The sequence below is a fragment of the Antrihabitans spumae genome (assembly GCF_043944905.1).
In the GTDB taxonomy this organism is placed as follows: domain Bacteria; phylum Actinomycetota; class Actinomycetes; order Mycobacteriales; family Mycobacteriaceae; genus Antrihabitans; species Antrihabitans spumae.
The window spans coordinates 41,006-54,964 of the sequence record NZ_JBIMSN010000002.1; the positions used below are offsets into that span (position 1 = coordinate 41,006).

At 64.3% G+C, this 13,959-nt stretch carries 14 protein-coding genes; 3 read left to right on the plus strand and 11 right to left on the minus strand.

Annotated elements, in window-relative coordinates; translation table 11 throughout:
* The first annotated feature begins 21 nt into the window (after positions 1–21).
* On the plus strand, positions 22–480 hold the full coding sequence (locus ACHIRB_RS00265) for a B-4DMT family transporter (RefSeq protein ID WP_395124461.1): 459 nt from the start codon (positions 22–24) through the stop codon (positions 478–480).
* Here the strand turns inward: ACHIRB_RS00265 and ACHIRB_RS00270 are convergent.
* Positions 477–1,274 carry a DUF1353 domain-containing protein gene (locus ACHIRB_RS00270; protein ID WP_395124462.1) on the minus strand — a complete coding sequence of 266 codons (798 nt, stop codon included), beginning with the start codon at positions 1,272–1,274 and terminating at the stop codon, positions 477–479. The genes ACHIRB_RS00265 and ACHIRB_RS00270 overlap by 4 nt on opposite strands.
* Before the next feature lie 183 nt (positions 1,275–1,457).
* On the opposite strand from ACHIRB_RS00270, the gene ACHIRB_RS00275 reads away from it, so the two are divergent.
* Complete coding sequence (locus ACHIRB_RS00275; RefSeq protein ID WP_395127583.1) at positions 1,458–2,420, plus strand: glycoside hydrolase family 113; 963 nt, start codon at positions 1,458–1,460, stop codon at positions 2,418–2,420.
* A gap of 10 nt (positions 2,421–2,430) precedes the next feature.
* On the opposite strand, the gene aroB is transcribed toward ACHIRB_RS00275, so the two are convergent.
* The 10 genes from aroB to ACHIRB_RS00325 all read right to left on the minus strand — a co-directional run bounded on the left by aroB (position 2,431) and on the right by ACHIRB_RS00325 (position 13,439).
* Positions 2,431–3,537 (minus strand): 3-dehydroquinate synthase, encoded by a 1,107-nt coding sequence (aroB, locus tag ACHIRB_RS00280; protein WP_199701047.1) that lies wholly within the window; start codon positions 3,535–3,537, stop codon positions 2,431–2,433.
* Positions 3,534–4,118, minus strand: coding sequence for a shikimate kinase (locus ACHIRB_RS00285; protein ID WP_395124501.1), 585 nt, complete (start codon positions 4,116–4,118; stop codon positions 3,534–3,536). The genes aroB and ACHIRB_RS00285 overlap by 4 nt, the downstream gene beginning before the upstream one ends.
* Positions 4,118–5,305, minus strand: a complete 1,188-nt coding sequence (gene aroC, locus ACHIRB_RS00290; protein ID WP_395115666.1) for a chorismate synthase — start codon at positions 5,303–5,305, stop codon at positions 4,118–4,120. The genes ACHIRB_RS00285 and aroC overlap by 1 nt, the downstream gene beginning before the upstream one ends.
* Positions 5,306–5,348: 43 nt before the next feature.
* On the minus strand, positions 5,349–5,783 hold the full coding sequence (locus tag ACHIRB_RS00295) for a prepilin peptidase (RefSeq protein ID WP_395115667.1): 435 nt from the start codon (positions 5,781–5,783) through the stop codon (positions 5,349–5,351).
* A gap of 99 nt (positions 5,784–5,882) precedes the next feature.
* On the minus strand, positions 5,883–6,722 hold the full coding sequence (locus tag ACHIRB_RS00300) for a shikimate dehydrogenase (RefSeq protein ID WP_395115668.1): 840 nt from the start codon (positions 6,720–6,722) through the stop codon (positions 5,883–5,885).
* A complete protein-coding gene (gene mltG / locus ACHIRB_RS00305; protein WP_395115669.1) occupies positions 6,722–7,936 on the minus strand; it encodes an endolytic transglycosylase MltG in 1,215 nt (404 codons plus the stop codon). The genes ACHIRB_RS00300 and mltG overlap by 1 nt, the downstream gene beginning before the upstream one ends.
* A complete protein-coding gene (ruvX, locus tag ACHIRB_RS00310; protein ID WP_395124502.1) occupies positions 7,933–8,463 on the minus strand; it encodes a Holliday junction resolvase RuvX in 531 nt (176 codons plus the stop codon). The genes mltG and ruvX overlap by 4 nt, the downstream gene beginning before the upstream one ends.
* Complete coding sequence (alaS, locus tag ACHIRB_RS00315; protein WP_395124464.1) at positions 8,460–11,132, minus strand: alanine--tRNA ligase; 2,673 nt, start codon at positions 11,130–11,132, stop codon at positions 8,460–8,462. The genes ruvX and alaS overlap by 4 nt, the downstream gene beginning before the upstream one ends.
* Positions 11,133–11,189: 57 nt before the next feature.
* Entirely contained in the window at positions 11,190–12,011 is an 822-nt protein-coding gene (locus ACHIRB_RS00320) for an acyl-[acyl-carrier-protein] thioesterase (RefSeq protein ID WP_395124465.1), read from the minus strand.
* A 69-nt stretch (positions 12,012–12,080) separates the two neighbouring features.
* A complete protein-coding gene (locus ACHIRB_RS00325; RefSeq protein WP_395124503.1) occupies positions 12,081–13,439 on the minus strand; it encodes a replication-associated recombination protein A in 1,359 nt (452 codons plus the stop codon).
* 130 nt (positions 13,440–13,569) lie between these two features.
* On the opposite strand from ACHIRB_RS00325, the gene ACHIRB_RS00330 reads away from it, so the two are divergent.
* A complete protein-coding gene (locus ACHIRB_RS00330) occupies positions 13,570–13,938 on the plus strand; it encodes a YciI family protein (RefSeq protein WP_395115672.1) in 369 nt (122 codons plus the stop codon).
* Positions 13,939–13,959 lie beyond the last annotated feature (21 nt).

Here is a 13,959-nt window from a genome sequence, read left to right on the forward strand (position 1 = left end):
CGGCTGTGGTTACCTCTATTTATGAATTCTTGGTTGCTGCGTGGTCTGGGTCTTGCGCTGGTGCACGTGGTCATCAGGGTCGTCCTCGGATTCGCGATCGCGCAGTGGCCGTTGCACGGTTCCATCGCTCGCTTCGCCCTGTTCGCCGTCGTCGTCGTTGTCGCAGGCGTGTGGGGATACGCCGACGCCAAGGCAGATCGACGCGACTTCCCGAGCGGCAGAGGCGGCGCGGACCTGACCATCGGTTGGCTCTGCGCGAGCGCACTCGGCGCGGTCGCTGCCGGGATCGTGTGCTGGGTCATCGGTCATTTCGCGAAGATCGACACCGGCGGCGAAGGGCTCATCTTCGAGCTCACCTCGGGCGCGGCGTGGACCCTGTTGCTGATTTTCATCCCCGCAATGATCGGCATCGGAATCAGCCACTTCCTGGCGCGCCGACAGGAGAACCACGATTCGGAGCGCACCCCCGCATCGGTTTAAGGCAGCTCCCACGCCTTCTGCACTGCCAACGGCGTCTCGGCCTGACTTCGGTCGGACAGTGCGTCGATCTCGGCGTTGGTGAGCGGCGTATCACCGCGTGCGAGCAGCAGATTCTCCAATGCGACAGCCTCTGCGGTCTTGACTTCCGCACTCTGCCAGATCGGGACCACCACCAAAGACATGGTCGGCGCAGCTGTCGCCGCGAAGATCAGCGCCGCAACTTTCTTCGGTGTGAACGGCAGCCATGGCCAGTTGGTCGGCATACCGTGCGAGCGCTCGAAGATCGTCCAGACCGCGGCAGCGATCCAGTTGAACACCCAGTAGGCGACGAGACCGATCGCGGCGACGATCGTCACCGGCAGCACTGTGATCACGCCGAGCAGAAAACCACCGACGAGTTGCAGCAGCTTGATCGGCAACGACGGACCGTCGATCCCGAACCGCCCGTGCACGACGGCGTTGGTGCGAACACCCCACCACATAAGTCCCCTGGTGAGCGCAGGCATACCTGTCTCCCGCAGCGCACGTCTGAACAGACCATCGGCGTTCCAGGGATCGATCCGGCGAACGTCCTTCGGCTCCTGCGACTCTCGCCAGACAGCATCGTGCAGGACAGCAGCCTCGGAGTTGCCGCCCGAACTGTCGAGCAACCACGCGATCGGCTTCGGGATCGACGCGAAGTCGGTCTCGAACCCTGCCTTGATGACGTAGTAGTCGCGTTTGCCCTTGTATACCAACGGCGCGTTGAGCCTCCACGTCTTGCCCAAGACATGAGACACCGTCAACGTGGTCACAAACATAGGAACACCCCCGAACTCGAACCCACCCGCATCGACCTGACGCCGTGCGCGAAGTTTAGTGCGAGGTACCGACATTTCGATTCGCCGTGCTCTCTCGGCCTCGACCGATGAACGTCTCGAACTTGACAGGGTCTGCACTCTTCTCGAGGATCGGGGTGTGCCAGCCGAAAGCCTCGTATGGTGAACATCCGCGGCATCTCGTACCTCGTCGACGAGATGGCGCTCGAGGACATCCAGCGCGGTCTGACGATCATTGCCGAAGACCTGCAGTGCAATGCGGTGATGCTGATTTGCCGTGACACAACACAGCTGATCCTGGCCGCCCGCTTCGCCTTGGATATCGGCTTGAATGTCTACCTCCGTCCCGACGCCACCGATCGGACGCAGTCGTGGATGCTGGCGAACCTGGCCGAGGTCGCCGAAGCCGCGGAGACACTCCGTCGTCACCATCCCGATCGCGTCACGCTCCTGGTCGGCAGCGAGTTCTCCCACACCGTGCCCGGCGTCGTCCCAGGACCGAAATCGTTCGCGCGGCTGTGGCTCATCATTCGGTACCGCAGAGTGCTGCGTCGCAGGATCGACCGACGACTGCACAAGCTCCTGACCCGGACCGTCGCCGTCGCGAGGCACCGCTTTCACGGCCCGATCACCTACTCGGCCGCCGCTTGGGAAAACCCGGACTGGTCCGCTTTCGACCTTGTCGCCGTCAGTCTCTACCGCGCCGCACGCAACCACTCCACCTACGGGGACCGGTTACATGCCCTGGCACACGACCACGGCAAGCCCATGGTCGTCTCCGAGTTCGGTTGCGGCGCTTTCACTGCCGCCGACCAGCGTGGTGCTGGTTCCTTCCAGATCGTCGACTGGTTCGCCAACCCGGCGCGCATTCGCGGCGACCACCCACGCGACGAGTCGGTGCAAGCCCGCTACCTCACCGAGTTGATCGACCTCTACAACGCCGAAGGCATACACGGCTACTTCGTCTTCACCTTCACGATGCCCGATTTCGTGCACCGCGCCGATCCGCAGTTCGACCTGGACAAAGCCGGCTTCGCAGTCATGGCTGCACTCGAAGACGGCACCTACCGGCCCAAGCAGGCCTTCCGTGCCATCGCCGACCGCCACAATGGTGCGACCTGACTCTCCCCCGCTACAGCAGGACCGCACCACCCGGTTTCGCATCGCGGGCAACGGCCGAATATGCCGCAGCAAGGAGCGACGGATCCGGACCTTCGAGTCTGCCCGGCTTCGCGAGCCCGTCGAGCACGACGAACCGCAGAATGCCGGCCCTGCTCTTCTTGTCGGTCTGCATACCTTCGAGCAACTGTCCGAGTGCATCTGCGTCGTAGGTGGTCGGCAGCCCGACGCTTTCCAGAACCGCGCGATGCCGATCGGCGGTCGCGTCGTCGAGGCGACCGGCAAGGCGACCGAGTTCGGCAGCGAACACCAGGCCGACCGACACAGCCGCACCGTGACGCCACTTGTACCGCTCGCGGCGCTCGATGGCGTGGCCGAGTGTGTGACCGTAGTTGAGGATTTCGCGCAGATTCGACTCGTGCAGGTCGGCGGCGACAACTTTCGCCTTGACTTCGACGGACCTGCGAATCAGTTCCGGAAGGACCTCGCCGGTAGGATCGAGCGCAGCTTCGGGGTCGCGTTCGATCAGTTCGAGGATCACCGGATCGGCGATGAAACCGGCCTTGATGATTTCTGCCATACCGGCGATGATCTCGTTGCGCGGCACCGTTTCCAGAGTTGCGAGGTCGATCAATACGGCGGCCGGTTCGTGGATCGCGCCGACGAGATTTTTGCCTGCTTCGGTGTTGATACCGGTTTTGCCACCGACCGCGGCATCGACCATCGCGAGCAGCGTCGTCGGGACATGCACGATCTTCACGCCGCGCATCCAGGTGGCCGCGACGAAGCCCGCGAGATCGGTTGCCGCTCCCCCGCCGAGACTGACGATGGCGTCGCTGCGGGTGAGGCCGATACGACCGAGCACCTCCCAGCAGAATCCGGCGACAGCGAGATCCTTACCGTCCTCGGCATCGGGAATCTCGATGCGGTGCGCGTCGATTCCCTTCTCGCTCAACGCCGCACGCACCGCTTCCGCGGTTTCCGCGAGCGGTGGCTGATGGAAGATGGCGACCGTTCGCGTTCCCGACAGCTCGGCAACAAGGTCGCCGAGCAAACCACGCCCGATGATCACCGGGTAGGGCCGCGCTGTGCGGACTTCGACTCGTACCGGCTCGGTCACGTTGTTGGCTCCGATTCTGTAGGGCGTTCGGTATCTGGTTCTGTCACACCGAGTTTGGCGAGGATCTGCTTGACGACGCGGCCAGGGCTGCGGCCGTCGGTCCGTACTCTGATCGTTGCGACCTCACGGTAGAGCGGTCGGCGTCGACGCATCAGTTCTCGATACTTCGCGGCCGGATCGGCCCCGGCAAGCAACGGCCGCGACTTGTTGGAACCCGTGCGGCGCAACCCTTCCGCCACACTGATCTCGAGATAGACGACCTGCCGACCTTTGAGTGCCTGCCGCGTCGACCTCGACAGGATCGCACCGCCGCCGAGCGACACGATGCCCTGCTGCTCGGCAACAGCCTGCTTCACGACGCGTTCTTCGATCTTGCGGAACTCGGGTTCGCCGTCGGTCGCGAAGATCTCCGAGATGCTGCGGCCTTCGTCGCGCTCGATGGCGGCGTCGGTGTCGAACAACTCGACGCCGAGCGCGTTGGCCAACCGACGACCGATCGTCGACTTACCCGCTCCCGGCGGTCCGACCAGCACAGCGCGCGGCGTCGCCGCTACGACGCGAGCACGTCGGCTCTGAGGTATCACCGCGGTACGCGGGCCGATGTGCCCTTGATGTATCCGGTGATGTTCGCGACCGTCTCACCGAGCGAGTCGCCCCCGAATTTCTCGAGTGCCGCCTGCGCAACCACAAGTGCCACCATGGTCTCCGCAACAACTCCGGCCGCGGGTACCGCACACACATCCGAGCGCTGATGGATGGCGACGGCCTCTTCACCCGTGCTCATGTCGACGGTCGCAAGCGCCCGCGGCACCGTCGAAATCGGCTTCATCGCGGCGCGCACGCGCAGCGCTTCGCCGTTGGTCATGCCACCTTCGAGACCACCTGCTCGGTTGGTCGAGCGCAGCACACCGTCGGGGCCGGGGCGCATCTCGTCGTGCGCCTGACTCCCCCGACGACGTGCGGTTTCGAAACCGTCCCCGACCTCGACACCCTTGATCGCCTGAATACCCATCAGTGCGCCGGCCAGCCGGGAATCGAGGCGGTTCTCGCCACTGGTGAACGAACCGAGACCGACAGGAAGACCTTCGACAACCACTTCGACGACGCCGCCGAGCGTGTCGCCGTCCTTCTTCGCCGCCTCGATCTCGGCGATCATCGCGGCTTCTGCTTCCTTGCTGAACGCGCGGACCGGGCTTTCGTCGATCGCGGCGAGGTCGGTCGCGGTCGGGACGAGTCCGTCCGTCGACGCTGCGGACCCGATCGACACGACGTGCGAGATCACCTCGACGCCGAATGCCTGACGGAGGAACGCCCTTGCGACCGTGCCGACCGCGACGCGAGCGGCCGTCTCACGAGCACTCGCGCGTTCGAGCACATTGCGCGCATCGTCGAAGCCGTACTTCAACATGCCGGAATAGTCCGCATGGCCCGGCCGGGGTCGCGTCAACGGTGCGTTACGCGCCAGATCCGCGAGTTCGGCCTCGTCCACCGGATCCGACGACATAACCGTCTGCCACTTCGGCCATTCGGTGTTGGCGACCTCGATGGCGATCGGACCGCCCATCGTCTTGCCATGGCGAACACCACCGATGATGGTGACCTTGTCTGCCTCGAACTTCATCCTCGCGCCGCGGCCATAGCCGAGGCGGCGGCGGGCAAGCTCTCCGGCGATATCTTCAGTCGTCACCTCGACCCCTGCAACCATCCCGTCGAGCAGAGCGACGAGGGCGGGACCGTGCGATTCTCCTGCGGTTATCCAGCGCAACACGGTGTCCATCCTTCCATGTCCGACGGACTGCCGATCGACGTGGCTACCCGGCGACGAGCGCGAACACGGTTGCGGCACACATGAAGGGTCCGTGCGGAACGACGGTCCGGCCGGTTCGGCGGCGGCGAACGATCAGTACGAGCCCGGCGACCGCGGTCCCGAGTGGTGCGAGCAACGCCGCAAGCACCCAGACCTCGCCGCCGCCGAGTGCCGCCGCTGCGCCGACGCCGATCGCGAGTTTCACATCGCCCGCACCCATTGCGGTCGGCGCGAGTAGATGGACTATCAAATAGAGCGCTCCGAGGAGCAGACCGCCGATCACAGCGACCGAGCCACGTCCGGTCGCGACGCTGTAACCGAGAACGGCTACCGCTCCGAGCAGGGTCGATGTATTCGGCAGCCGCAGCGTTGCGAGGTCGACGGCCGACAGGGCTGCACACCACGCGGTGAAGACAAGGAAAGGGATCGAGTCGGGCACCGATCCAGCCTGCCCGACCGGAACCGACCTGCACGCGAGGAATTTCGCAGCCTGTGGATAGACGCGAAGTTGTCCACAGCCTGTTCTGGAATCAGCAGGTCAGTGAACGCGCACGGCCTCGGCCATCGCCACGTGCGGTGCCGGCATTCCGGTGAATTGCTCGACCTGGCCGTAAGCCTGGTTGAGAAGCATCTGTAGTCCGCTGACGACGGTTCCACCGGCGTCGAGGACTGCTTGTGCAAGCGGTGTCGGCCAGGGGTTGTAGATCGCGTCGAGGACCACGGGCGCCTGCGCGACCGCACCGGCGATCGGCTCGACCGCCGCGGGTGGAACGGTACTGACCACAGCTCGGCTCTGGGCACACGCGGCGCCGACGAGTTCGGCGGAGAAGTCGATGACACGAGCCGACATTTTGAGCGCACCCGCCAACTCGAGCGCGCTCTGCGCCCGACCGGCGTCACGGGCCACGATCGTCACCCGTGTCACACCGAGTTCGGCCAGTGCCAGCAAGGCGGGCCGCGCCGTGCCACCCGCACCGACAACAACTGCGTCGGCACCGGTCAGATCGGTCACGCCACCGTCGAGCAGGGCGCCACGGACGCCATCGACGTCGGTGCAGTCCGCACGCCAGCCGTTGTCGATCCGGACCAACGTATTCGCCGACCCGACCAGTACCGCCCGTTCGGTGCGTTCGGTTGCGAACTCGAGGGCCTCGACCTTGCCGGGCATCGTGACAGACAATCCGACGTATTCGATGCCGAGTCCGCTGACGAGCAAAGGCAGTGCCCCCGAAGGGCATTCGATCCGCTCGTAGGTCCAGTCTTCGAGCCCGAGCGCCCGGTAGGCGGCCAGGTGCAGATCGGGAGAACGCGAATGCGAGATCGGACTGCCGAGCACCGCAGCCTTGCGAGGTGCGCCCGGTCGGTCAGCGGCCTCCATCAGCGGCCACTGTCCAGGATTCCACTCTCCAACGCTCGCTCGATACTGCGCAAGTGCTCTTCGTAGGTGTCTGTGAAGACCGTCGTTCCTTCTTTGTCGACCGTCACGAAGTACAGCCAGTTTCCGTCAGCTGGGTTCTCCATCGCTTGCAGCGCTGCGATGCTCGGGGACGAAATCGGCGTCGCAGGTAGACCAGGCATCGCATACGTATTCCACGGTGTCACGGCCGCACGGTCGGCATCGGTGGTTGCGACTTCGGTCGTGTCGAGCGAGTAGTTGACAGTCGAATCGAACTGCAACGGCTGATTCACCTTCAGGCGATTCAGGATCACCCGAGCGACTTTTCCGAAATCCTCGGGCTTGGACTCACGCTCGACGAGCGACGCTGCAACGAGCAGCTCGTACGGCGAGAGGTTTCCACTCCCCGATTCCAGGATGCCGGTCGCTGTGTACGCAGCGACGCTGTCGGTGACAAGCTCACTGAGAATCTGGGTCGGCGTACCGGTCGGGTCGAAATCCAGGCTCCCGGCCGCCAACAGACCTTCGAGCTGGCGATCACGATCGGGGACCTTACGAACACTGTCCTGCGCCCACTTCGGAACTCCGAGCGAATCCAGATCGGATGCAGCGCCGGCTTCGTTGAGCTGATCGTAGGTGACGCACTTGTCCTCGATGCAGCTCGCCGTCGCGATCTTGGTGTAGATGCCTTCCTTCACAGCATCGGTGTTGACGTCACGTGAATCGTGCAGTTGACGACCCTCGGAGATGACGAGAGCACCGACGCGACTAGCGGGATCGACAACCTTCGTCACCGCTTCGGCCGCTGGAATCTGGGACGGCATCGCGTAGTAGCCAGGCATGACGCTGCCCATGTCCGGGTTGGCGACCGCAGCCTCGTAGAACGCTTCCCAACTCGCGACGACATCCTTGTCCGCCATTGCCGTGGCGATCTCCCGGGCGGTATCACCCTTGGCGACCTCGACGACGACAACAGCGCCACCGGGTCCGGCGTAGTCGTCGGCGATAGCAGGCTTGTCGATCACCTTCTTGTAGAAGACGAACCCCAACGCCAGGATCAGAATCACAACGACGCTGCCTGCAAGCAATGCGACGGCGCGGCCACGCTTACGCCGTGCTCGAGCCTCTCGCGACTTGCGGCGACCCACCCGACTCGGCTGAGCGCGTGCCGGGTCCGGGGTCCAGCCTTCGCTCACAAATCTCCCCCGGATTCGGTCTGGCCTGCTGCATGCTTTGCCGCCAAGGCACTTCTCCGTTCGTCGAGCCAACTCTGCAAGATCGATACCGCTGCGGCCTGATCGATCATGGGCCGCTGGCCTTTCGCGCGGACTCCACTTTCTCGTAGGGCCCGCGTTGCAGTCACCGTAGTCAACCGTTCGTCCGCCATGCGAACCGGTACTGATACCAACCGCTCGCGCAACCGATCGGCAAACTTCGTTGCCAACTCCGCTGCAGGTCCGTGGTTACCCCGCAATGTTCGCGGCAAACCGACGACGATTTCGACTGCCTCATACTCCCGCACGATCGCCTCGATCCGACGCAGATCCGACGCATTCGGCGAATCGTCCTTCGACCTTGCGACGGTTTCCACCGGGGTTGCGATCATGCCGTCGGGGTCGCTCGAAGCGACACCGACGCGCACGCTGCCCACGTCGATGCCGATCCGCCGGCCGCGTCCCGGGTCGTCGTTGCCTGGACGGTCCGGTGCCTTGTCCACTGTCAGCTGTTTCCGGCAAGCTCGACGACACGGTTTCGAACAGCATCGAGCCCGGCATCGATGCCTGCCGGATCCGAGCCCGCGCCCTGTGCCATGTCCGCCTTGCCGCCACCACGCCCGGCGATCGACGGACCGAAGCTGGCGACCAGATCGCCTGCCTTGATTCCGAGGTCTTGTGCCGCCTTGTTCGCCGCGACGACGAACGGCACCTTGCCGTCGGCGTTGCCGAGCAACACGACCACAGCTGGATCGGTGCCGAACCGTCCGCGTATGTCGACCGCAAGCGAGCGGAGGTCGTTGCCCGACACGCCCTCGGGCGCACTCGCGGCAACGAGTTTCACCGCGCCGATCCGCTCGGCAGCATCGACGAAGGTTCCCGCCGATGCCAGGACCGCCGCAGCCTTCGTCTTGTCGAGTTCCTTCTCGGCCACTCGAAGCCGCTCGACGAGTTGCTCGATGCGGGCCGGAACCTCGTCGGAGGGCACCTTCAACGACGACGCGATGCCCGCAAGCAGAGCGCGCTCCTTCGCGAGGTAGCGGTAGGAGTCGAGGCCGACAAACGCTTCGACACGACGAATGCCCGACCCCACCGACGACTCACCGAGGATCGTGACCGGACCGATCTGCGACGAATGCTGCACGTGAGTGCCGCCGCAGAGTTCCATCGAAAACGGTCCGCCGATCTCGACGACTCGAACCTCGTCGCCGTAGTTCTCGCCGAACAGGGCGAGGGCGCCCATTTCCTTCGCCTTGGGAAGATCGGTGACGAAAGTGTTCACCTGGAAGTCGGCACCGACGGCATCGTTGGTGACCGTTTCGATCTCGTCGCGCTGCGCGTCGGACAACCCGCCCTGCCAGTTGAAGTCGAAACGTAGATAGCCGGGTTTGTTGAGCGATCCGGCCTGAACCGCGTTGGGCCCGAGCACCTGTCGCAGTGCGGCGTGCACCATGTGCGTGCCCGAGTGGCCCTGGGTCGACCCGTGCCGCCACTGCGGATCCACCTGGGCAAGGACGACGTCGCCCTCGGTCAGCTGACCTTCTTCGATCTTGACCTTGTGCACCCACAGCTTCTTGGCGATCTTCTGCACATCGTTGACGCGCACCCGCAGTCCGGTCGCGCTCAGCGAGCCCTTGTCCGCGATCTGGCCACCGGACTCCGCATAGAGCGGGCTGCGATCGAGCACAACCTCGACGTCCTCGCCCTGCACTGCGGTCGGGACCCGTACGCCACCCGAGATCAACGCGAGCACATTCGCCTCGGTTGTCAGTTCGGAGAAACCGGTGAACTCGGTGGGTCCGCGGTCGACGAGTTCCTTGTATACCGACAGGTCGGCGTGCGCATGCTTGCGCGACTGCGCGTCTTCTTTTGCGCGTTTGCGTTGCTCGGCCATCAGCGACCGGAAACCGTCCTCGTCGACGGTAAGGCCTGCCTCCGCAGCCATTTCGAGGGTGAGATCGATCGGGAAGCCGTAGGTGTCGTGCAGGGCGAATGCCTCGGTACCCCCGATTACGTTGCCGCCCTTGGCCTTCACAGCGTCGGCCGCGTTCTCGAAAAGCTTCGAGCCCGACGTCAGGGTGTTGCGGAATGCTGTTTCCTCACCGACAGCAACGTTTTCGATGCGCTCGAAGTTCGTTGCGAGTTCCGGGTAGGACGGCGACATCTCGTCGCGGACGACCGTCATCAACGCACCCATGGTCGGCTGATCGGCGCCGAGAAGCTTGGCGGAGCGCACGATTCGTCGCAGCAATCGACGCAGCACGTAGCCACGACCGTCGTTGCCGGGGTTGACGCCGTCGACGATCAGCATCGCAGCGGTGCGCGCGTGGTCGGCGATCACTCGGAAGCGGATGTCGTCCTGGTGATCGACCCCGTACTTACGTCCCGTCAGTTCCTCCGCCTTGGTGATGACGGGGCGAACGAGGTCGGTTTCGTAGACATTCGCGACGTTCTGCAGCAGGAACGCCACCCGCTCCACACCCATGCCGGTGTCGATGTTCTGCTTCGGCAGCGGACCCAGGATCTCGAAGTTGTCCTTAGAAGTACCCTGACCGCGCTCGTTCTGCATGAACACGAGATTCCAGATCTCGATGTAGCGGTCCTCGTCAGCCTCGGGTCCACCGTCGGCGCCGAATTCCGGACCGCGGTCGTAGTAGATCTCCGAACACGGTCCACAGGGACCGGGGATTCCCATGGACCAGTAGTTGTCGGCCATGCCGCGCTTCTGGATGCGCTCGTCCGGCAGCCCCGCGATCTCCTTCCACAGCGAGATCGCCTCGTCGTCGTCGAGATAGGCTGTGGCCCAGAGCCGTTCGGGGTCGAAGCCGTAGCCGCCGTCCTCGACGCTGTTGGTAAGCAGACTCCACGCGAACGCGATCGCGTCTCGTTTGAAGTAGTCGCCGAACGAGAAATTGCCGGCCATCTGGAAGAACGTGTTGTGCCGCGTCGTGATGCCGACGTTCTCGATGTCGAGGGTCCTGACGCATTTCTGCACGCTCGTCGCCCGCACGAACGGAGGCGTCTGCGCACCGAGAAAATACGGCACGAACTGGACCATGCCCGCATTGACGAACAAAAGATTCGGGTCGTTGAGAATCAACGACGCACTCGGCACTTCGGTATGCCCGGCCGCGACGAAATGGTTCAGAAACCGACGGCGAATCTCATGTGTCTGCACAGCAGTTCAGGTTACCGGTTGTGGACAGGTCTTTTTCAGAGCATCGCAGTTACCAGTTCAGGACAGCCGGGTAACCGTCGCGGTCGCCGCGGTCACGCCGTTGGCAAGCAACCACATCTGCAACTGGTCGCCCTCCCGTCGACGGCGAACGGTCAACGCGATGGTGTCCGGCGAAATCGGCCGCAGGTACTCGACTACAGCGCGGTGTCGCGTGGCCGTCAGATCGGGATGGTCGACGAGTTCGTCCTCGACCGCAGCCCAGTAGGCCGCGTTGTTCATGTGCTTGAACGGATCGAAGTCGGTGCTGCGCAGGACATGCTGCCGATCGGCGGGTGCGCCTGTGTGCGTATCTGCCTCCGAAGGCAGATCCGGATTCATCGACTTCCACTTCAACCGATGCACGTCGTTCATCGAACTGAGCAGCGCGAAGCCACCGTCGCTGATCCGCGCGGGCAGACCCTGCTGGTTCACGTTGATCCAGAACGCCTCGGTTTCCACGAGGCCTGCCGGACGTTGGGTCGGATTGAACAGGTTCGTCTCGTGCTCGGCCGTCATCCGGACCCGCATGTTCGTCCATCGGGTCGACAACGCGCCGCACCACCGTTGGGCAGTGACTGTGCCGGGCCAGCTGATCGGCTCGATCACGTCGATCACGGTCCTACGCACGATCCAGAACGGGTCGGTGTGAGCGAAGTCGGTCGCTTCGAGGTTGTCGTTCGCAACGTCCTGCAGGGTCCGAGCCATACCGTCGAGGCGCAAGCGCATGTCCTGGTCGACGTCACCGGTCCGCAGTCGGTACTTCGCCTCGAAGAACAGGGCCCCATCGCGTCGGTCGGCGAGCGGTCGACGGAAATCCTCCGACGGCGAAATGCCTTGCATTGTCTTCCTTTCGATTAGGGCGCTGCGCGCCTCGTGAGTCCTTTTGGAGGGCGGGCCCGCCGAAAGGACTCACGAGCGGCGAAGCCGCACGATCCGCCGCAGCTTCTCGACACGGCGTCCGATCTCTCGTTCCAGGCCGTGGTCGGTCGGCGTGTAGTAGTCCACGCCGACCAGTTCGTCCGGCGGATATTGCTGCGGCAGTACACCGTCGGGGTCCTTGTGCGGCAACCGATAGCCGATGGCGTTGCCCATTTTCTGCGCGCCCGCGTAGTGACCGTCGCGCAGGTGTGCCGGCACCAACCCAGCCTTGCCTGCCGTGATGTCGGCCATCGCAGCGCCGAGACCAGAGGTGACCGAACCCGATTTCGGCGCGGTCGCAAGATGAATCGTCGCCTGCGCCAACGCAAGTTGGGCTTCCGGCATACCGATCATCTGCACGGCGCTCGCCGCTGCGGTCGCCGTCAACAACGCTGTCGGATCCGCCATGCCGATGTCTTCGCTGGCGAGGATCACCAGCCGCCGTGCGATGAACCGGGGATCCTCCCCCGCGGTGATCATCCGGGCCAGATAGTGCAGCGACGCATCGACATCCGACCCACGCATCGATTTGATGAACGCGCTGGTGACGTCGTAGTGCTGGTCGCCGTCGCGGTCGTAGCGAACCGCCGCCCGGTCGATGCTGGCCTCGACCAGTTCGAGGGAGATCTCCGACGACGGTGCCGCCTCGGCCGCGGCTTCCAGAGCCGTCAACCCGCGACGCGCATCACCTCCCGCGATCGCAACGAGGTGCGCCATCGCATCGTCGGTCACCGTGTATCGATCATCGAGGCCGCGCGGATCGGTGAGTGCCCGCCTCAGCAGCGTCGTGATGTTGTCGTCGGTCAGTGGTTGCAACTGCAGGACGAGAGACCGCGACAGCAGCGGCGAGACGACGGAGAAGGACGGGTTCTCGGTGGTTGCCCCGACCAGCAGCACGATTCTGTTCTCGACGGCAGCGAGCAGCGCGTCCTGTTGCGTCTTCGAAAAGCGATGTACCTCGTCGATGAACAGGACGGTCTGTTCGCCTGCAGTCAGGCGGCGGCGGGCGAGGTCGATGACCGCGCGCACCTCCTTGACCCCGGCGGACAACGCGGACAACGCCTCGAATCGACGGCCCGTGCTGTGCGAGACCAGCGACGCGAGGGTCGTCTTTCCGGTGCCCGGCGGACCGTAGAGCAGGACCGATGCCGCACCCGACCCCTCGACGAGACGTCGAAGCGGCGCGCCCGACCGCAGCAGATGCTCCTGCCCGACGACCTCGTCGAGGTTGGCGGGACGCATCCGCACCGCCAGTGGGGCGCCTGGTCTTGGCCGCTCGAGTCGCGGTTCCGACTCCCCCGACGCAGCATCGCTCGGCGCGTCGAACAATCCGTCGCCGTCTTCGTCCATACCGAGCTGCTGCACGTTTCGACGTTACCGTCTGACGAATATCGGAAAACCGTCGATCTGGTCGGTGCTCGTTCGACGTGTAGTCACGGGCCGCGAAATGCGGTCCACCGATCCGAAAGGAATTCCAGCAATGCGCTACATGATCGTGCACAACACCGAGGTCTACTACGACAGGGCGACGCCACCACCGGCCGAGTTGATGACAGGGATGGACGCGCTGCTCGGCGACATGAACAAGGCAGGCGTTCTGCTCGCGGCCGAGGGTCTGCGCCACCCGGATCACGGCGTCAAGATCACCTATTCCAAGGGCACCCGGACCGTCACCGACGGACCGTACGCGGAGGCGAAGGAGGTGGTCGCCGGATTTATGATCGTCGATGTCCGATCGAGAGACGAGGCGATCGAATGGGCGAACCGGTTCGGAGCTGTTTTCGACAACATATTCGACGAGATAGTGGTCGAGGTTCGCCCCGTCGGTGAGCGTTCAGACTTCGAATAGCAGCGTCGGACCCGTGGCGTA